The sequence below is a fragment of the Corynebacterium lubricantis DSM 45231 genome, assembly GCF_000379425.1.
GTDB classification, from domain to species: domain Bacteria; phylum Actinomycetota; class Actinomycetes; order Mycobacteriales; family Mycobacteriaceae; genus Corynebacterium; species Corynebacterium lubricantis.
Genome location: NZ_KB902181.1, coordinates 16270 through 36204 on the forward strand (window position 1 = coordinate 16270; position 19935 = coordinate 36204).

General features: G+C 58.3%; 18 protein-coding genes and 1 tRNA gene. 13 read left to right on the plus strand and 6 right to left on the minus strand.

The genetic code is table 11. The features are described from left to right. Positions 1-15: 15 nt before the first annotated feature. From A37O_RS0100095 to A37O_RS14325, 4 genes are read left to right on the plus strand one after another with little or no spacing between them, the layout of a single operon-like run. Positions 16-930 (plus strand): pseudouridine synthase, encoded by a 915-nt coding sequence (locus tag A37O_RS0100095; protein WP_018295450.1) that lies wholly within the window; start codon positions 16-18, stop codon positions 928-930. Next, complete coding sequence (cmk, locus tag A37O_RS0100100) at positions 927-1622, plus strand: (d)CMP kinase (protein ID WP_018295451.1); 696 nt, start codon at positions 927-929, stop codon at positions 1620-1622. Before A37O_RS0100095 ends, cmk begins: the two co-directional genes overlap by 4 nt. Next, positions 1619-3199: a ribosome biogenesis GTPase Der gene (der, locus tag A37O_RS0100105; RefSeq protein WP_018295452.1), complete on the plus strand. Its 1581-nt coding sequence runs from the start codon at positions 1619-1621 to the stop codon at positions 3197-3199. Before cmk ends, der begins: the two co-directional genes overlap by 4 nt. Positions 3200-3202: 3 nt before the next feature. Next, entirely contained in the window at positions 3203-4102 is a 900-nt protein-coding gene (locus A37O_RS14325) for a CE1 family esterase (protein ID WP_018295453.1), read from the plus strand. 2 nt (positions 4103-4104) lie between these two features. On the opposite strand, the gene A37O_RS0100115 is transcribed toward A37O_RS14325, so the two are convergent. Together A37O_RS0100115 and A37O_RS0100120 are read right to left on the minus strand one after the other, a co-directional pair. Continuing rightward, entirely contained in the window at positions 4105-5388 is a 1284-nt protein-coding gene (locus tag A37O_RS0100115) for an HNH endonuclease signature motif containing protein (protein ID WP_026195989.1), read from the minus strand. 409 nt (positions 5389-5797) lie between these two features. After that, positions 5798-6586, minus strand: coding sequence for a class I SAM-dependent methyltransferase (locus A37O_RS0100120; RefSeq protein ID WP_018295455.1), 789 nt, complete (start codon positions 6584-6586; stop codon positions 5798-5800). 32 nt (positions 6587-6618) lie between these two features. On the opposite strand from A37O_RS0100120, the gene A37O_RS0100125 reads away from it, so the two are divergent. Genes A37O_RS0100125 through A37O_RS0100140 form a run of 4 tightly spaced genes read left to right on the plus strand, consistent with a single transcriptional unit; the run spans position 6619 to position 11774 of the window. Next, positions 6619-8061, plus strand: coding sequence for an ABC transporter transmembrane domain-containing protein (locus tag A37O_RS0100125; protein WP_026195990.1), 1443 nt, complete (start codon positions 6619-6621; stop codon positions 8059-8061). Next, positions 8058-9818: an ABC transporter ATP-binding protein gene (locus A37O_RS0100130; protein ID WP_018295457.1), complete on the plus strand. Its 1761-nt coding sequence runs from the start codon at positions 8058-8060 to the stop codon at positions 9816-9818. Before A37O_RS0100125 ends, A37O_RS0100130 begins: the two co-directional genes overlap by 4 nt. After that, complete coding sequence (locus tag A37O_RS0100135) at positions 9815-10795, plus strand: CE1 family esterase (RefSeq protein WP_169332140.1); 981 nt, start codon at positions 9815-9817, stop codon at positions 10793-10795. Before A37O_RS0100130 ends, A37O_RS0100135 begins: the two co-directional genes overlap by 4 nt. A 10-nt stretch (positions 10796-10805) precedes the next feature. Further along, positions 10806-11774, plus strand: coding sequence for a diacylglycerol/lipid kinase family protein (locus A37O_RS0100140; RefSeq protein ID WP_018295459.1), 969 nt, complete (start codon positions 10806-10808; stop codon positions 11772-11774). Between the two features lie 6 nt (positions 11775-11780). Here A37O_RS0100140 and A37O_RS0100145 read toward each other — a convergent pair. The 3 genes from A37O_RS0100145 to A37O_RS0100155 form a co-directional block, all read right to left on the minus strand. Continuing rightward, positions 11781-11857 (minus strand) — tRNA-Pro (locus tag A37O_RS0100145). 67 nt (positions 11858-11924) lie between these two features. After that, on the minus strand, positions 11925-12290 hold the full coding sequence (locus tag A37O_RS0100150; RefSeq protein WP_026195991.1) for a YchJ family protein: 366 nt from the start codon (positions 12288-12290) through the stop codon (positions 11925-11927). After that, positions 12287-13447 (minus strand): bifunctional alpha/beta hydrolase/OsmC family protein, encoded by a 1161-nt coding sequence (locus tag A37O_RS0100155; RefSeq protein ID WP_018295461.1) that lies wholly within the window; start codon positions 13445-13447, stop codon positions 12287-12289. Before A37O_RS0100155 ends, A37O_RS0100150 begins: the two co-directional genes overlap by 4 nt. A gap of 128 nt (positions 13448-13575) precedes the next feature. Here A37O_RS0100155 and secA2 point away from each other — a divergent pair, with 128 nt between their 5' ends. The 5 genes from secA2 (at position 13576) to A37O_RS0100180 (ending at position 18493) form a co-directional block, all read left to right on the plus strand. Further along, positions 13576-15867, plus strand: a complete 2292-nt coding sequence (gene secA2, locus A37O_RS0100160; RefSeq protein ID WP_018295462.1) for an accessory Sec system translocase SecA2 — start codon at positions 13576-13578, stop codon at positions 15865-15867. Between the two features lie 108 nt (positions 15868-15975). Beyond that, positions 15976-16404, plus strand: a complete 429-nt coding sequence (odhI, locus tag A37O_RS0100165; RefSeq protein WP_018295463.1) for an oxoglutarate dehydrogenase inhibitor Odhl — start codon at positions 15976-15978, stop codon at positions 16402-16404. Positions 16405-16466: 62 nt separating this feature from the next. After that, on the plus strand, positions 16467-17213 hold the full coding sequence (ftsR, locus tag A37O_RS0100170; protein WP_083912549.1) for a transcriptional regulator FtsR: 747 nt from the start codon (positions 16467-16469) through the stop codon (positions 17211-17213). 24 nt (positions 17214-17237) lie between these two features. Beyond that, entirely contained in the window at positions 17238-17807 is a 570-nt protein-coding gene (locus tag A37O_RS0100175; protein ID WP_026195992.1) for a bifunctional nuclease family protein, read from the plus strand. Between the two features lie 122 nt (positions 17808-17929). After that, the gene (locus tag A37O_RS0100180) at positions 17930-18493 is read left to right on the plus strand and encodes a MerR family transcriptional regulator (protein ID WP_018295466.1); all 564 of its coding nucleotides are present in this window, start codon (positions 17930-17932) and stop codon (positions 18491-18493) included. A gap of 73 nt (positions 18494-18566) precedes the next feature. Here the strand turns inward: A37O_RS0100180 and A37O_RS0100185 are convergent, their stop codons facing one another. Further along, complete coding sequence (locus tag A37O_RS0100185) at positions 18567-19934, minus strand: vWA domain-containing protein (protein WP_156802447.1); 1368 nt, start codon at positions 19932-19934, stop codon at positions 18567-18569. Between the last annotated feature and the right edge of the window lies 1 nt (position 19935).

The window sequence follows — 19935 nt, forward strand, 5'->3', positions numbered from 1 at the left end:
TTAAGGACACGTAAAGTGACCCCTCCCGCTCGCCGAGAAGGCACACCGGACCCAGAGAAGAAGCTTCCCAAGAAGGAAGACGAATTCTTTCTCTCCAACGCGAAACCGGCGCGTCACCAGAACGTTGATATCAATCAGCGTCGCGAAAATGCCGAGAAAAACCCACTCGAAGACAATTGGTGGGACGACGATAAACCCCAAGGCGTTCGGCTCCAAAAAGTTCTTGCCCAAGCAGGCGTCGCTTCCAGGCGACATGCTGAGGTCATGATTGACAAGGGCCGCGTCGAAGTAAATGGCCAGATCGTGCGCAAGCAAGGCGTGCGCGTGAACCCGAACGTGGATGTTGTCCGCGTCGACGGTGTCCGCATCAACGTCAACGAAGAGCACGAGTATTTCGTGTTCAACAAGCCTCGCGGCGTGCACACGACCATGAGCGACGAAATGGGCCGACCATGTGTGGGCGACTACCTTTCGGAGAAGACCTTCTCCGGCCAGCGTCTCTTCCACGTCGGTCGCCTCGACGCTGACACGGAAGGCCTGCTGCTGCTCACCAACGACGGTGAGCTTTCCAACCGTCTCATGCACCCGAAGTACGAAGTTTCAAAGACCTACCTCGCCACCGTGCTCGGCGAAGCCAAGAACACCCTTGTGCGTGACCTGAAGAAGAGCATTGAGCTCGACGACGGGCCAGCCAAGGTCGACTTCGCGCAGATCATCGACGTGCACCAGGGTCAGTCCCTCGTGCGTCTCGAGCTGCACGAAGGCCGCAAGCATATCGTTCGTCGCATGCTTAAGGAGGCTGGCTTTCCTGTCCAGCGCCTCGTACGCACCAAGCTCCACACCGTTCAGCTCGGCGAGCAGAAGCCAGGCACCATGCGTGCGCTGAACTCGTCCGAGCTGACCTCTTTGTACAAGGTGGTGGGAATGTGAGTCTGTCGAACATGCCCAATGACGGCTTGATCCTTGCCGTCGATGGTCCATCGGGCACTGGTAAATCGACGACCTGCCGGGCACTGGCAAAGCGCCTTGATGCCAAGTACGTCGACACCGGTGCAATGTACCGCGTCGCCACTCTTGCAGTGCTGCGTGCTGGCGTTGACCCAGCCGACACTGCCGCAGTAATTGTGGCAACAGCCAACTTGCCACTTGAAGTTTCAGACGACCCCGATTCCACCGAAGTTTTACTTGATGGGGAAGACGTCTCTGGCGAGATCCGTGGCACCGAAGTCACGCGGAATGTCTCCGCTGTTTCCGCGATCCCAGAAGTCCGCGAGAACTTGGTGGCTCTGCAGCGCAAGCTCGCAGCCGATGCCCACCGCGCGATCGTTGAGGGCCGTGATATTGGCACAGTCGTGCTCCACGACGCCCCCGCCAAGGCGTATCTCACTGCTAGCGCCGACGTGCGCGCACAGCGTCGCTTTGACCAAGATATCGCTGCTGGGCGTGAAGCCGATTTTGACACCGTCTTGGCCGACGTCCAGCGACGCGATGAACTCGACTCCTCGCGCGCGACTTCTCCATTGCGCCCTGCTGATGACGCAGAGGTGATTGATACTTCCACTATGCCGATCGACGAAGTATTGGACCGTCTGATCGCCTTGATTGAAAAGAGCGCGAAATGACTGATAAGCAAAATCACTCCGACGAAGAAACTAGTTTCGTTTACGCTTTCGGCGGTGGCGAAGAAGTAGACGCCGATCAGGCCTACACCGACGAGATCATCGAAAACCCTGGTGGCGGCTGGGCTGCTGATGACTTCGACGAAGATCAGTTCGACTTCGAATTCGATGAAGACACTGACTTTGACGACCTCACTGAGGAACAATGGCAGGAAGTTGACGAGCAGCTCGGCATCCTCGACCCAACCATGGTGGAAGAGGCTTTGCCTACCGTCGCTATTGTTGGACGCCCAAATGTGGGTAAGTCGACCCTGGTGAATCGCTTCTTGGGTCGTCGTGAAGCTGTCGTTGAGGACCACCCCGGTGTGACCCGCGACCGCGTCAGCTACCTCTCTGACTGGGGCGGACGTCGCTTCTGGGTCCAAGACACCGGCGGTTGGGATCCCGACGCTAAGGGCATCCACGCAGCCATTGCACGACAGTCTGAGGCTGCAATGCAGACCGCTGACGTCATCATCTTCGTGGTTGACTCGCACGTTGGCATTACCGAATCTGACTCGGCCATGGCACATGAGCTGCAGCGTTCTGAGGTACCAGTCATCCTGGTGGCCAATAAGTTTGAGTCCGACAACCAGTGGGCTGACGTCGCAGAATTCTACGGTCTTGGACTCGGTGACCCTTGGCCAGTGTCCGCACTGCATGGACGAGGTGGCGCCGACGTTCTCGACGAAGTTCTGCGCCAGTTCCCAGAGGTGCCGCGTGCGGCGAACTCGATCACCGACGGTCCGCGACGCGTCGCTCTTGTGGGTAAGCCGAATGTCGGCAAGTCCAGCCTGCTGAACAAGCTGTCGAAGTCGAACCGTTCGGTGGTAGACAATGTTGCAGGCACGACGGTGGATCCAGTCGACGAATTGATTCAGCTCGACGAGCGCCTGTGGCAGTTCATTGATACGGCCGGGCTTCGTCGTAAAGTTAAAACCGCCCAGGGCCACGAGTACTATGCATCGCTGCGAACCCGCAACGTCATCGAGGCTGCCGAGGTCTGCGTTGTCTTGATCGACTCTTCGCAGGAGATCACCGAACAGGATCAGCGCGTGCTGTCGATGGTCCTGGAAGCCGGCAAGGCGCTTGTGATTGCTTTTAACAAGTGGGATCTCATGGACGAGGACCGCCGATACTTCTTCGACCGCGAACTCGAGGAGCAAATTGACCGGTTGCCGTGGGTAACCAAGGTGAATATCTCTGCCGAATCGGGCCGCGCTCTGCACAAACTCGAGCCAGCGATGATCGAGGCGCTCGACAACTGGGATCGCCGTATTTCGACCGGGCAGTTGAACAACTGGCTGCGCGAAGCGATTGCAGCTAACCCGCCACCGATGAACAACAACCGACTTCCTCGCTTGCTGTTCGCCACCATGGCGTCGACTCGTCCGCCAACAATTGTGCTGTTTACCACCGGCTTCCTCGAGGCTGGGTACCGCCGCTATTTGGAGCGCAAGTTCCGTGAGCAATTTGGTTACCACGGCACTCCAGTCCGTATTGCGGTTCGCGTGCGTGAGCGCCGAGGCCGGAACCGTTAGCAAATGGGCCACTGGGGTCTTCGCGTCGGTGCAGTAAGTGCAGCACTTACCTGTGCGATTGTCGCGAGCGCGTGTACTCCGGGTTCCGTCAGCGACCAGGCTCTCGGTGGCGCGCTGAACTTCGGGCAGCAAGTACCCAGTGGTTTGCAGCGCCAATCTCTCAATGTTGAGGGAGAGCATCGCTCCTATCTGATCTCCGTTCCAGAGGGCGATTCCCCCAAGCCCGTAATCTACGTCTTTCATGGCTGGGGCTTGAACGCGGCAACGATAGCTGAGGATACTGATTTCCACGAAGCAGACGCGATTGTTGTCTACCCCGAGGGCAGCAACAACGCGTGGGCACCGGCTTATTACGCGGACGATCCCTCGGGTAGAAGCGACCTCTTTTTCATGGATGCGGTGCATGAAGATGTGAAGGCCACTTACTCGGTAGCGGAGGATCGTGTTTACGCTGCTGGATTCTCCAACGGTGGTGGCTTCGCAAGGTACCTTTCTTGCCAACGCCCAGGACTCATAGATTCGATTGCTACGGTCGGCGGTGCGTTTTTCGACACCACCGTGAGCGAATGTGCTGCGGAGCCGACACCTTTTCTGAATATCCACGGCACCTCGGACCCCACCGTCGCATACGGCGGACGGATCCACATGAATGACGGCGTCCCGTATACCTATCTCGGTGTCAGCCAAGTCCTGGACCACGCCACGACGAGGAATAACTGCAGCACTGATCGCGAGGAAAAACGGGAAAGCGAAACCGTCACCCTTGTTGATTACAGCGATTGCGAAGGCTATCCCATTGAGCACCTCCGAGTATCGGGATTGAGCCACTTTTGGCCTCGTGGTGAGCTCGATTCCGGTGGGGTGGATGCCACTGAGCGAACATTGACCTTCTTTGGCTTGTGAGATCATGCCGGGTCACCCGGGAATTCGACGTCGACGTCGTCGAATGAATCACCAGGCAGGAGAAAGCTCGGCAGCTTGTCTTGCTTCTTAGGTGCGCTAGCTTCGCGACGAAGTCGCGGTGGTTGGCGCTTGGTTGATGTGTACCAGCTTCCATCGGGGAAGTAGTAATGTATGTCCCCGTTTTCCTTTTCGATTCGAATTTGACCCATCGTTACCATGGTGTGGCAAGAACTACACAGGGCTAGCAAGTTATCCATATCAGTTGCCCCACCCTCAGCCCATTCGTGGAGGTGATGAATCTCCATGTAGTTACAGTTGTTGCAGCCGGGCATGCCACATTGCCTGCGAGATTGCTCGAGTACGCTATCAGCCTGATGATCAGTTGCAATGCGCTGAGTACGCCCTCTGTTGATGACAATCCCGTTCTCGTCGACGAGATCGAGTTTGAAAAATCCGTTTTCAATCACGCCACGAAGTACGCTGCTTGGCGCGCCAGGCTGGAAGGGGAGAAAAGCATGACCGTCCGTTGTCATCGTGACATTGATTTGGGCACCCGGTGCCCGCCTGCATTGGATCGGTTGGGACCTGGCGATGTTGAGCAATCCCCTTAACCCGAGCAGCTTATTCGCACGGGGTGTCATGCCGAATCGAGATGGATCAGGATGCTCAGCTTCATCGTGAGCTTTGTCCACAGCTTCGTCATCAGCGAAATCATCGCCTTGGAGTCCACCGAAGTCCTCTTTGAAAGAGAGTTCGCCGATCTTGATTGCAGATAGGAAGTTTGCACCGTCTATTGGATTTAGATTGAATGATCCGACGACTCGACCATCTTCATCTACGTGGTACGTAAGTTTATCAGCGGTTGGTTTTGGTTCTTCGGCTGGATCTAGACCAGCGAGGGCAAGCCTCAATTCTTCAATAGTTAACTCTCGTGCAAGGTCTACCAGGGAAAACTCATTTTCATAGGTCATGTACTTTAAGATCATTCGAAGAGCTGAGTAGCTTATTTCCCCCGAATGCAAGCTTTTCGCTGCGACATTGAAGTCAAGCAGGGCAGTACCAACGCTTATGTACTCGTGAGCAGATTGCCTACTAAACCCATATACACGCACCAGCCAAGCAGAAGTACTTTTTGCCCCATTAGATTCTGCAAGTTTTCGCTTGTGAAATTGAGCGATAGAGATGAGTAGTTCCGCTTTGGAACGTCGAGCCTGAAAACTCGTTCGCTGGACCTCGTGGATAATGTCTTCATCTGATTGAGACTCGAGAAATTCGGTGTATGACATGGTTGAAACGCCCCCGGTGCGTCGTATCAGTACGACGCGTTGCAAGAATGTCTTTGTTTTCCGTTGTATTTCATTTTAGAACACTTGTGTCAAATATGGAACACCTGTACGAAAGAAATTTGCGCTTAGTTTCTATCGTTTGATAGTCCGCCGTGCGGACAAATTGCGACCCTGAAGCCGAAGTAGAGTACTCAACGGGATGGCCCGAAACTGACTAACGCAACGCCAATACCTATCACTCAATAGTCCGCCGAGCGGACATTGTCAGCTGGCAGACTTATGTTTAGGTGGTTGATGGGATGGGCCAGGAGCGGCCTACACCATGCATCAATACCTATTGCCTGACAGTCCGCCGTGCGGACAAATTGCGACCTCCAAAGGACCAAACGCCAGGGACACCAAATAGCGCCTAGTCGCGCTTATACACAAACGCCTCAGTGCGATACGGGATAGGTAAGAGTTGCCCAGGCTGAAACTCGAGACGGTCAAAGAGATACCAACGCAGGTTCTCCTTCATGCGTTCGCGGACCTCCTCAGAGGCGCGCAACCAGGAGGAACGAGTCTGGGAAAGTGCGTACACCTGGTCGGTTGTGAGGTGCTGGATCCAGCGCATGCGGAGCTCGTCGTGAAGCACCCACGGCGCGCTGACCTCAGGGTAGAAGCCCTCGCGCTGGATGTCGCCAGAGCGCATGATCCGGGCGAGGCGCAGAATCCATGGGTGGGAGACATCGAGGGTGTTCCAGACGAGGAGGAGCTTGCCGCCCGGCGCGATGACGCGGTCGGCTTCAGCGGATGCGGCAGCGGTGTCCACCCAGTGCCAGGTTTGGGCGCAGGTCAGAGCATCAACACGAGAAGAACGAAGCGCAGTGTTTTCGGCAGTCGCGCGCCAGACTCCAAGAGAAGGAAAGGAAGCCGCCAGGACTCGGGTCATGTCGGCGGAGGGGTCGCTGGCGAAAACTGTTCGAGTGGGGCGCAGCAGGGTAGAGGTCAGCTTTCCGGTGCCGGCGCCGATGTCGGCGACGCGGGAGCAATCGTCGATAAGCATTGCTACCTCGGGCGGATAGGACGGCCGGACGTCGTCGTAAACGTCCGCTCCGCGGCGAAATGCTGCCGCAGAATCCGCGCGGTGCGAGGCGTCGCGAAACGTGGGCGCGGCCTTCTGACTCGCGGGACGGTGGAGGCTGCCGACGGGATTCATGGTTAGACAATTTACCCGTATGATGTGGCCTCATGAGTAATTTGCCTGCCCCGGACAATCCGCGATGGCTGATTAAGACTGTTACCTCTCGTTGGCGGAGCACGGTGCCCGCGGCGATTCTGATGGCCACGGGATTCGTGTGCAACGGATTAACTCCTGTGATTGTTGGGCAAGCTATCGATGATGCGATTGCCAACGGGAGCGTCAATCGATTGGTGAAGTGGATCGCAATTCTGGTGGCCACGTACTTGGTCAATATGACTGTGGCGTATTTCGGCCGTCGCCTGCTGATCAGCGCGACTCTGTGGGTCGGCCACGACCTGCGCATGGCGGTGACCGATCGCGTGATGCATCCGCGCGGGATCGCAGGCAAGAAGCGCACGGCGGGCGAGCTGCTCTCCATCGCTTCCTCCGATACCCAGCGCGTCGCGGATGCCGTGATGATGACCGTGTTTCCGGTCGCCGAAGTGACCTCCATTATTTACGTTGGCGTGATGATGATGGCGATCAATGTGCCGCTCGGCATTGCTGTGCTCGTGGGTGGGCCAGCCGTCGTCGCTATTGCGCTTTATTCGGCGACACCACTGCGTGTCGCGTCGGGCAAGCGGCAGAAATCTCTGGCTGCGACCGCCGCGATGGCGACCGACGTGGTGCAGGGGCTGCGCACGCTCAAAGGCCTCGGCGCGGTCAGTACGGTCCGCGAACGTTACAACACCGTCTCGAATGAGGCGTACGAGCGCACCGTCGACGCCAATGCCGCACAAGCGAAGCTCAATACCGTGACTGAGACGACGGGCTCTCTCTACGTTGTCGCAGTCGGCATCGCGGCGGGTTTTATGGCACTGAACGGCACAATCTCGATCGGCGAGCTGATCACGGTTGTCGGCCTGACGCAGTTCATCATCCAGCCGATGACCATGTTGGGCAAAAACATTGCGTCGCGTTGGGCATCGGCGCAGGCCTCTGGCGCACGCATTCGCAAGATTCTGGGAGCAGGATTTTCGCTTGACGACGAAGCCACTGACGTCCCCGCCTTGGCGCAAGGAATCACGGTGAATACCGGTGAAGCCCCAGACGCGCTGCTGACGGCTCCGCGTGATCGGGTTGTCGTTTCGCCACACTCGGCTGAGCTGTTTTCGGGCACTGTGCAGGACAACGTGCACCCCGACCCCGAAGTGGCCAAGCATGCCCTCTGGGTAGCAGCGGCCGAAGATATCCCTGGCGGGATTGAGAAGGAAGTTGGTGAAAACGGCGGACAGCTCTCTGGCGGGCAACGCCAACGCGTGGCGCTGGCGCGCGCCATTGCGGCTGACCCAGAGGTGTTGGTGCTGCAGGATCCAACAACGGCCGTGGACTCGATCACCGAGCAAAGAATCACCGAACGTCTCGCCGCCGAGCGTGATGAGAAGCCGACGGTGATCTATACGGAACAGCCGGCCTGGCTGCGAGTGGCAAAGGTGGTGGAGCAAGCATGAGATTCCCTCTAGCTACCTTCGGTGAAGTGCGCCGCGAACTTGGCGTGCAGCTTAGGGCCGTGCCGAATGCGCGGTCGCAGAGCATATGGGCGCTGATCCTGCTCAGCGTTGGTGCCTACGCAAACGTGGTGGTGCCCCAGATCCTGGGCTCGGTTGTGGACATCGTGATCGAAAACGGAACAGCTCGCTCGCTGTGGGAGTCCGCCGGCTGGCTTGTCGTCGCCTCGTTTGTGTCCGCGGGAGCCAGCGCGCTGGGATTCTTCCTTGTCGCGAGCATTGCCGAACGCGTGATTGCCAACCTGCGCGAGTCGATGGTGGGTACGGCGCTAGGGCTGCCCGTCCACCGCGTGGAAGAGGCTGGCTCGGGCGACTTGGTCTCGCGCTCAACCGACGACGTCTCCGAACTCTCCACGGCTGTCACCGAATCCATTCCAGTTCTGGCATCAAGCGCCTTCACTCTTCTGGCCACTGCGGTAGCGCTGACCAGCATGGACTGGCAATTCCTGCTCGTGCCACTGGTTGCTGCACCCGTGTACTTCTTTGCGGCGCGACGCTACCTCAACGTGGCACCGGAACGCTACGCTGCCGAGCGCGCCAGCATGGCAGAGCGAGCGCGGCGCATCTTGGAAGCCATCCATGGTCGCGCCACAGTACGCGCCTATCAAATGGAAGAAGCCACTCACAAGCACATCGACGAATCCTCCCTCGCCGTGGTCAAGAACGGCTTCAAGGCGCGTACCACCATGATCACCTTGCAGATCTGGATCTCGGTCGGCGAGGTACTCATGCTGTCGGCCGGCCTCGTCGTTGCCTTCGTGACGGTGAACTCGGGTGCCTTGACCGTCGGCGCCGTCACCGCGGCCATGCTGATGCTGATCCGCGTTCGAGGCCCGATCATGGGCTTGATGCGCATTCTGGACACCATCCAGTCCGGCTACGCCTCGCTCGCCCGAATCGTCGGCGTGACTGCGCACCCGCCGGAGCAAATTCCTGACGTCGGCGCGCCTGAGATCGAGGGCAATGTCGAGATGATCGACGTGAGCTTTGCCTACGGCGAGGCAGGGGAGCACCTCGCAGTGGACAGCGTGAACCTCAGCATCGCGCCAGGTGAGACCGTCGCGCTGGTGGGTGCCTCCGGCGCAGGAAAGACCACGGTTGCGTCGCTCGCCTCGGGGCTGCGCATCCCTTCGGCAGGCAAAGTCCTCGTCGACGGGGTAGAGGTACACAAGCTTTCCGACGACGAACGCGTCGCACGAATTGCGATGGTATCGCAGGAAGTTTATGTTTTTTCCGGGACGCTTCGCGACGACCTCTCGCTCGCCACTCCAAACGCGAGTGATGAGGAGTTGTTGCAGGCTCTTGACAAGGTGGGTGCGGATTGGTTTGCGGACTTACCTGAGGGACTAGACACAGTAGTCGGCGCGCAAGGTTTCCAGCTAGAACCTTTTGAGGCGCAACAATTGGCCCTGGCGCGAATTTTGCTTCTCGACCCCGCAGTTGTCATTATGGATGAAGCAACAGCCGAAGCAGGCTCTCGGAACGCAGGAAATCTCGAACAAGCGGCAGCAACTGTAGCCCGGGATCGAGCAGCGTTGGTGGTTGCGCACCGCTTGGATCAAGCGCGTACGGCTGATGAAGTGATTGTGATGGATAATGGACGTATTATTGAATGCGGTCCCCATGATGAGTTAATCGAGCTCGACGGAGCATACGCCCAGATGTGGCAGGCATGGCAGGAAGGACGACACCCCGAGTGAGTTTGCAGACCCGCATAGCCACTGCGCTTGCAGCGGCTATTTCGCTCGTCGCATCAAGCTGCAGTGCGTCGGAAGAAGAAACTACACCTCCCGTGAACGACGCTTTCGGTGAATCCGAAGTTCGCGAAATTGAACCAGAACCGGAACCAGAGCCACAGTCGGAAGCGGCAGCACCGACCACTGAAATGATTGGCGAGTCCCGCTCTGGCCGGCGCACCATCCAGGTGGGCGATGAGAGTCGCAATTACTGGATTACTGCGCCCCCAGCCGCCCTTAATGGCCAAAAAGTGCCACTCATCTTCGTCTTCCACGGCATGACCGAGTATGCGAGCGCGATCCGTGAATACTCAAACTTCGACAAGGCCAATGCCATTGTGGTGTATCCGAATGGAATCGAACAGGCGTGGGCGCCAGCACCCTATGCAGAAACAACTGGCGAGGAAGATATCGCCTTTGTCGATGCGATTCGTGAAGACGTGGAATCGCGCTACTCTGTCGATTCCGCTCGCGTTTTCGCGGCTGGCCTTTCCAACGGAGGTGGCTTCGCGGCGTATCTAGGTTGCCAGCGCCCGTATCAGTTCACCGGCATCGCGACCGTGTCGGCTGCCTACTATTGGCGCGTTTCTGACGGTTGTTCAGAGATACCAATGAAGCACATCGACATCCACGGCACCGCGGACGAGGTCATCGAATACGACGGCGGAACACGCCACGAAACCGAATACCACTCGGTGCCGGAGATGTTGAATGAAGCCGCACGTCGTAACCACTGCAGCGACGAGGTCGTCCTCACTCAAGTTGGCAATACTGCCGTCAAATCCACGTATCAAGGCTGCGACGCACCATTGGAGCACATCCGTGTGGGAACCGGTGGCCACGTGTGGCCAGGACACCCCACTGATAAATCCGGCGTGGATTCCGATTTGACGACCAACGAGATTTTGAACTTCTGGGGCGTGGCGTACCGGGGCCAGTAAAGTAGGTGGGGTGAATACTCCAGCACCGCGGAAAACCGCGACCGTAGTGTACAACCCCATTAAGGTAAACCGGGAAGAGTTAGCAAAACTCGTCGACAAGCATGCTCACGGCTACGACGTGAAGTGGGAGGAAACCACCGAGGACGACCCCGGATACTCCCAGGCGAAGAAGGGCGTCGACGCGGGCGACGACTTAGTCATCGCTTGCGGTGGCGACGGCACCGTGCGGTTGGTGGCGGAGGCTGTCTCGGAGACGGAGGCCAGCCTGGGCATCATTCCTGCTGGAACCGGCAACCTCTTGGCGCGGAATCTGCGCTTGGATGCGGACTTCGAAGCGGCCGTGCGCACGGCGTTCGGCGAGAAGGAACGCACAATCGACCTGTGCCATGCCGAAGTCACTTACCCCGATACTTCGAAGGAAACTTTTCCCTTCGCCGTGATGGCAGGTGTCGGCATTGATGCGCAAATGATTGCCAACACTGACGACGATTTAAAGAAGCGCATCGGATTCTTCGCATATGGAGTAGCGATTCTGAAGTCGTTGAAGGGCGGCAACCGGATCAAGCTCACCCGGCGCCTGGATTGGGGTCGCTGGAGAACGCTGCGGGCACACAGCGTGATCGTGGGGAACTGCGGTGATCTGGTTAATAACCTGACCCTTTTGCCGGATGCCGTTCCCGATGACGGCAAGCTTGATGTGGTGATCATGCGCCCGAACGGCATCTTTGGCTGGGCCATTATCGGGGGTCGTTTGGTGTGGCAGATGTCGCAGAAGCTTTGGTTCACCCTGCGCGGGCAGCGAGAGAAGGCTAAGAGCTCCGGCGACGGCAGCGATTCACTGCGTTACCTGCAAGGCGAGTCGATTGAAGTCTCGTTCTCGCACCGCGAGGTTTTCGAAGTCGACGGTGACGAGATTGGGGAAGTGGATGCGTTCCACGTGCGGATCGCACCCGGTGTGTTGAAGGTGCGCGTGCCTTAGAAAAATTGGTCGGACTGACAGGATTTGAACCTGCGACCCCCACACCCCCAGTGTGGTGCGCTACCAAACTGCGCCACAGCCCGCGTGCCACAAGTGGCAACGATTTACAGGTTACAACATTGTGAGTTTCGAATGCTAATTGCCCTAGGGCTAGCTCACGTCACCCTCGGCGTAGACCCAGCTACCATCATCTAACCTGCGGAAGGAGGAGCGCTCGCGCTGGGAACCGCCCTTGTAGAAGGCTTCGAACTCGACGATTCCGGTGGTATCGAAAAGGCCGCCACCTTGTTTATCAAGGATGACTAAGCGCTCCCACTGCACGGGCGAACCCGACAGGTCGAGGGAGCCGGGACGACTCTCTGGAGCCCAGGTGCGCAGGAGGTACTCGGAATTGCCGGTCGCGAAGGCACTGAAGCGCGAACGCATGAGTGTCTCCGCAGTGGGGGCCTGCTTACCGGCGTGATATTGGCCGCAGCAATCCTTGTAAGCGAGGCCGGAGCCGCAGTAACAGGTCACTGATGCACCGTCACGATCTTGCGCTTGGCCAGAATCTCGTCGATCTCTGAGGTGTTCGCGGCGGCGTAGAGGGTGCGCTTTTGATCGTCGTTAAGCTGCCCGTACAGCGTGATCTTGCGCTCGAAAGTGGCACCGGTGATGTGGGTGACCTCGACGCGGACGTCGTCGAGTTTCATGCCCTTCGCGGCCTCGCGGATGGCTTGGGAGGTGGAAGTTGCCAGCGAGCTCATGAACAGGCCCTTGGACGTGACACCCTGACCGCGGCCGCCATTGTTGCGAGGGCGATCGGTAGTGATTTCCCTGTTAGAGGTGCGCACGACATCACCGAAGCGGGTGCCGCGGGCGGTGCGCGAAATTGCGTTGTCGTCGGTGGTGGGCTCGGGCGTGAACTCGGGTTCGATGTACTGCTTCGCCCACGTACCGATGATGTCGGCGGCGCGCTGCGCGGTGCCGGTCTTGGTGAGCAGGTGGTCGGCCTTGTCCAAGCTCATCAGGCTCTTGGGGTAGCGGGTGGCGCGGAAGATGGTCTGCGCGTTGTCGATGCCCACCATCTGGTCGATGGGCGAGTGCACGAGCAGCAGCGCCTTGCGCAGCTTCGGGAGGTAGGTCTCCGGGTTCAGCGAGGCGAGGTCCTCGAGGAAGGCGCGCGAGATGACCAGGTCCTTGCCGCCCAAGGTAACCGTGACGGAGCCGTTCTTATCGGCCTCGCTGACGCTATCTGCGTAGTGGAGCACGGAGTGCGCTGGATCGAAAGGCGCGCCGACGGTGGCCACGGCATGGAGGTAGGGCATCTTGTGCTCGGAAGCAGCACGTAGCACGGCGGCGCCGCCGAGGGAGTGGCCAATGAGCAGCTGGGGAGCGCGGTAGTTTTCCTTGAGCCACTCCGCGGCAGCGACCACGTCTTCCACATTCTGGGTGAAGGAAGTGTCCGCGAAATCACCTTTGGAGCCACCGAGTCCCTGAAAATCGAAGCGCAGCGTGGCGATGCCATGTTCGGTTAGCTGCTTCGACATCCGGGAGGAACCAGGGGTGTGGCGAGAGCCCGCGAAATTGTGAGCCAAGACCGCATATGCAGTGGCTGGAGCATCTGGCCGATCAATGGTGCCGGCGAGTTCCACTCCCGTAAATGAAGGGAACGTGACGTTGACAGATTGCATGGCGCGAAATACCTCCGGAAGCGTGTGGACCTGTATCCATTCAAGAATAGGTGAGTGCTCCGACAGGCGCTTAGCCAACTCACGTAAACTCGTCGGCTAAGGCACATTTAAGGGAAGGACTTTTGCGCATGGCTGCATTCGACTGGTTTTGGAAGGCGATGGGCGCATCGGGCGAACGCAACACCAAAAAGTCGAAAGGCATCGTCGACGAGGCGCATCAGCGCATTGATTCGCTCGCAGCGCTATCGAACGAGGAGCTAGCCGCCAAGGCGCGCGGACTGGTCACGGAGAACCAGATCACCGACAAGTCTGAGTTTTTAGCGATCTTGTCCATTGCTTCCGAGCGCACCCTCGGTATGGTGCCTTTCAACGTGCAGAACCAGGCTGTTCTACGCATGCTCGAGGGCGATGTGATTCAGATGGCTACTGGTGAGGGTAAGACCCTTGTCGGAGCGATGGCGGCCACCGGCTACGCGCTGACGGGCCAGCGCACGCACGTCATTACGGTGAACAACTATCTTGCCGAACGCGATGCGCAGTGGATGCGACCGCTCGTCGAGTTCTTTGGTCTGACCGTGGGGTATGTGACGGAGCGCACGCCGCGGAGGGAGCGTCGCGCGGCGTATGAGAGCGACGTGGTCTACGCGCCAGTGACCGAGATCGGGTTTGACCATCTCCGCGACAACCAGATCACGCACCGTGATCAGACGGTCCAGGTCCCAGCGCAAGTTGCGCTCGTCGATGAGGCCGATTCCGTGCTTGTCGACGAGGCGCTCGTCCCACTCGTCCTCGCTGGCTCCGAGCCCGGCGTGCAGGCTACCGGGCAGATCACGGATGTGGTGGCACACCTGCGCGAGACCGAGCACTACACAATTGACGACGACCAGCGCAACGTCTTCCTCACCGACGAAGGTGCGACACGGGTAGAGAAACGCTTGGGCATCGACTCGTTGTATTCTGACGAACACATCGGCACCACGTTGGTCAAGGTCAACTTGGCCTTGCACGCCAAGGCGCTGCTTCTGCGCGACGTGCACTACATCATCGACGACGGCAAGGTCTCCCTCGTGGATGCCTCGAAGGGGCGCGTCGCCGAGCTGCAGCGCTGGCCCGATGGCCTCCAGGCCGCCGTGGAGGCCAAAGAAGGCATCGATGTAACCGAGGGCGGGCGAATCCTCGATTCGATCACGCTGCAGGCGCTGATGCGCAGGTATCCGCGCGTCGCTGGCATGACCGGCACCGCCGTGGAAGCCACCGACCAGCTGCGCGAGTTTTATGACTTGCATATCTCTGAGATTCCGCGCGCCAAGGAACTGCAGCGTTTCGACGAGGCCGATCGGGTCTACCACACCATGGCCGATAAGCAGCACGCCATCGTCGAGGAGATCGCGCTGCTCCACGAGACGGGTCAACCCGTTCTAGTTGGTACCCACGATGTTGCCGAGTCTGAGGCACTTTCTGAGGCGCTGGAGGCACGCGGGATCACGGTCAACGTGCTGAACGCGAAAAACGATAGGGAAGAAGCCCGCATCATTGCCGAGGCAGGCGACTTGGGCCGAGTCACTGTTTCCACACAGATGGCAGGACGCGGCACCGATATCCGGCTCGGTGGAGCAGACGAATCCGACCACGACGAAGTGGCGAAACTCGGCGGGCTCGCCGTGATTGGTACCGCGCGTCACCGCACATCACGCCTGGACAATCAGCTGCGCGGACGAGCGGGACGCCAGGGAGATCCAGGCTTGAGCCTGTTCTTCGTGTCCATGGAGGATGACATTGTGGTCTCCGGAGGCGCCGACAATGAGCTGACCGTCAAACCCGAACCCGACGGGCGGATCCAGACCAAGCGGGTGCAAGACTTCGTCGAGCACTGCCAGCGTGTTACCGAAGGCCAGTTGTTGGAGATCCACAGGCAGACCTGGAAATATAACCAGCTGCTCGCCGATCAACGCGAGATTATCGACGAGCGTCGCGCGACGTTGTTGGATTCCGATAAGGCCTGGGAGGAGCTCGCTGCCCGTTTGCCAGAGCGGGCTGAGCAGTTGCAGGGGCTTGAATCGTCGATACGCGAACAAGCAGCGCGCGAGATCATGCTGTACCACCTGGACAACGAGTGGTCGGAGCACCTGGCGTTGATGGATGATGTGCGCGAATCGATTCACCTGCGCGCAATCGCAAGGGAGACTCCGATTGACGAATATCACAGGATTGCGGTTGCCGAATTCAAGGAATTGGCACAGCGTGCCGTAGATGAGGCCGTAGAGACGTTTGAGTCGGTTGAGATTGATGGAAATGGTGCCCACCTGGAAAATGCGGGGTGGAAGCGCCCGAGCGCGACGTGGACCTACATGGTCTCGGACAATCCACTGGCAGGCAGCGGCAATTCGGTCATCTCGGGAATCTCCAATATGTTTAGATAGTGAAGGCCGAAATGTGGCACTCCGCGACTCTTACAGCGCGAGGGAACCGTTTATCGGTATGATATCCGTTAGTTACTAAATCCTTTGGAATAGTGTCAGGAGAATAAATTGAGCGAGAACACCGGTACTCCAGAGCAGCAGGTTGAAACCACTTCGGTTTTCCGTGCAGATTTGCTGAAAGAAATGGAAAATGGTGCGAGCCCTGCGTCCACAAATCAGGGCGTAGATAACCTTCCTGAGGGTGCGGCGCTGCTCGTTGTCAAGCGCGGCCCTAACGCAGGCGCACGTTTCTTGCTTGACCGCGACACCACCACGACCGGTCGCCACACTGAAGCGGATATCTTCCTCGATGACGTTACGGTGTCTCGTCGTCACGCGGAATTCCGTCGCAATGAGGGCGAGTTCGAGGTAGTAGACGTGGGCTCCCTGAACGGCACCTATGTCAACCGTGAGCCACGCAACTCGCAGGTGCTCACCACTGGCGATGAAATCCAGATTGGTAAGTTCCGCCTGGTTTTCATTACCGCAGAAAAGTAAGCAGTTAGTCCCCTCAAGGGAGATCCATATTCATTGAACCTGAAGTAGAGCAAGAGACACACGTGAGCGCTGTACGCAAGACCCAGACGCACCCGACCTCGCCGAAGGCCGGGCAAAAGACGGGGAAGAAGACCATGTCCATCGGCGTGGTCATTGAACGCCTGCGCGAAGAGTTTCCGGACGTTACCGTCTCGAAAATTCGTTTCTTGGAATCTGAAGGTTTAATTACTCCACAGCGCACCGATTCGGGGTACCGTCGCTTCACCGAAAGCGATGTCGAGCGGCTGCGCTACATTTTGGTGACCCAGCGCGATAATTATCTGCCGCTCAAAGTGATTCGTGAGCAGCTCGACGCGATGGACTCGGGTCAGGTCACGGCGCTCTTATCTGGAACCGATGCCGAGCCGATGATCTCGGCGGATAAATTCCGCGCTCCTGCACAGACGCGCTTGACGGATGCGGATGTGGCACAGCAGGCCAATACGTCCGTTGATCAGATTACTGAGCTCACCCAGATCGGCGTGCTCTCGCCTGACTCTTCTGGCCTGTATAACGCGGACGATGTGCAAACGGTCTCTACGGCATTGGCGTTGAAGGAATTCGGGTTCGATGCTCGCCACCTGAAGTCGCTGCGCAATACAGCTTCACGGCAGGCAGACCTCATCGCGCAGGTGACAGGCCCTGTAGCCAAGTCACAGCGTTCCACGGCGAAGCAACAGGCCGAGGATCTTGGGCAGCAAATGTCTGCCTTGGTGGTCTCGCTTCACGCCTCGCTGGTAAAGAAAGAACTCCGGTCCCGGCTGGACTAGGTTGGGCCTGTAGAATCAGGGACTATGAGCATGGTCCCTTTAACTTATTACGGCGTACATTCTGTTGGCCCGGAAAATTTCCTCTGTGCCCTGTTGCACTGGGAGGAGCGGGGCCGCATTGTTCCAGTCTGGATCCCACCAATTGAAGGTGCTCGCTTGGCGGCGCGCGACGCGATGTGGGAATCTGACCGCCCTGACACTTATGATTTGATGGTCTCCATCATTGAGCAATCCACTCAAGGCGTGAAAGCCATCGAGATTTCCAGCTACTATCACGGCACTTTCGTGGCCACGCTGGAGATGGAAGACGGCGAAGAGATTGATGCTCGGCTGTCGGATGCACTAGTTCTCTCTACGATTTTAGATCTGCCGATTGAGGCGGACGAGACGGTGCTTTCGCAGGCGTCGATCTGGATTTCGGGGGAGGATGCCCGCGATCAGTTCGGGATCGATCTGCCGGTGGCGAAGGAAGACGACTCGGCTTCTGCCAGCGGTGATGCGCAGGCAGATGCGGATTTCGAGTCTCTCATGCGCAGCCTTGGTGTGGATGAGGCAGACATCTCCGGCGAGTCTAATGACAACGATGAAACTTAAGCCTAAACTTAAACTTTAGGTTTAGACTTCGGCGTGTTTCACCTGTCTAGGCTTGACCAACGTCTACGCTTGGCATTTAATAGCTTTTAAGGCGCATTCATAAACACCATGGGAGTAATTACGTGAGTACACAACACACCGACCACACAGATCAGGCAGTGCAGGAGTCACTCTTCGACATTGGTCCATCCGATGAAGTCGGCTACCGCGTGCCCATCGCATGTCAGGTTGCGGGCATCACCTACCGCCAGCTGGATTACTGGGCACGCACCGACCTGGTGAAGCCTTCCATCCGCGGCGCACAGGGTTCCGGCTCCCAGCGTTTGTACTCCTTCAAAGACATCCTGGTTCTGAAGATTGTCAAGCGCCTGCTCGATACCGGTATCTCCCTGCAGAATATCCGTCTCGCAGTAGACAAGCTGCGTGACCGCGGTGTCAACGACATCGCCGAGATCACCTTGGTCTCTGATGGCACCTCCGTGTACGAGTGCCGCAGCGCCGACGAAGTAATTGACCTCCTCAACGGCGGCCAGGGTGTGTTCTCTATCGCCGTCCCAGGTGTGATGAAGGAACTCACCGGAACCATCTCGTCCTTCCCATCCGAGCGGATCGCCACCGATGGAGACGACGACAACGTGGTCACCATCGATGAACTTGCAGCCCGCCGCCAGCGCAAGACCTCCTAAAATTTTCTCCCATTAGCGCCCAAAAGGCCCGCTACCTCCCAGTCGAGGTAGCGGGCCTTTTGCTCTGTCTTGGTTAAACCCCTGAAGCAGCGGAGACTGCAGAGGCAAACTCGTCGTTCGAGGTTACGGTGACCTCGTTTGTGGCGAGCTCCTTGATGCCCAAGTCCACGCCGGCGTCGCCAACGTGTACGACGTCAAGTTCAATGCCTTCGTCCAGTAGTGGCTGGAGTAGATCGACATAAGACTGATCGTCGTAGACATCATCGGAACCAGCGGTGATCAACACGATGCGGAAGTCGCCTTCAGAGCCAGCGACAGCATTCACCGCAGCTTGAAGCGACTCGCGGGTATTGGACATGCCCGCATTACCCAAGCGCTCTACCGAGTTAGCCACGGCATCAGGCTCGCTGGTGAATTGGAGGTTTGTACGCCAGCTCTGGGTCACGCCAGGGTTCAGCGGGGAAGAGTAGTTCCAGAGGGCCACTTCGTGGCCGCCCTCGATCACAGCGTTGGATGCCTCACCAACGGCCGCCGCTACAGCATCGGAATAAGGCGCCATCGCATTGGAGGTATCAACGAGGTACAAGGTGTCGCGCGCCTCGTTGGAAGCTGCAGGTTCCTCGGATGGCTCCTCGGAAGGTTCTTCTGATGGCGATGCTTCAGCAGAAGGCTTCACCGAGCCCGCGACTACTGAGGAAGCGGCGGCGAGGACCTTTTCTGAGGCATTGGACTCTACTGCTTCGCCGGTGAAGTTCTCGGAGGCGAAATCTGCCAGGGCGCTGCCGGCGCGAGTTTGGTCCTCGTTGACCTGGTCGGTCGCGTTCAGCGGGAAGGCGTAGTAGGTAACCTCAGCCCCGTCGATCGCCGTCACGGATTCTCCATCGGCGCGAGCGATGTTCACGTCGCCCGAACCGCCGAGCGCGGCTTCCGCAGCTGCCTCATCGGAAGCAAGCGCGGTGGCAACAGCCGCGGCGGCGGATGCATCAGGTGCGGAGGAGTAGTTCACCTGATCTGCCTCGGCGGTGGACTCGCCGTCTAAGCCGAAGGCCTCGGTGATTACGGCGGTGGGCTCCGAGGACGAAGCGGTGCGGGACGCCTCGGAGAGGGCTTGCTCGGTTACCTGGTTATTTGCACCGATATAAACGGCTGCTTGATCCACGGAATCAACCAACACCGGTGTCGCGCAATAGTCTCGCACGACGGGTTGAGAGTCCGCCCAATCGTCGATAAGCGACTGTGCGACCTCTTCATTAGCGGCCGCAACTGGGACCTCGAGGTCGCCGGAGACGCATTCTTGCGCGGTAGTTTCCTCCCCAGCATTATTGCCGCGGAAGAAGAAAAACCACACCGCTAGGAGTACAAGGACCACGAGTAACGCGAGCACCGCAAGGGCGTTACCGGACAGAGAATAATTATTCTTCCCACTACTATGACGAGCCATA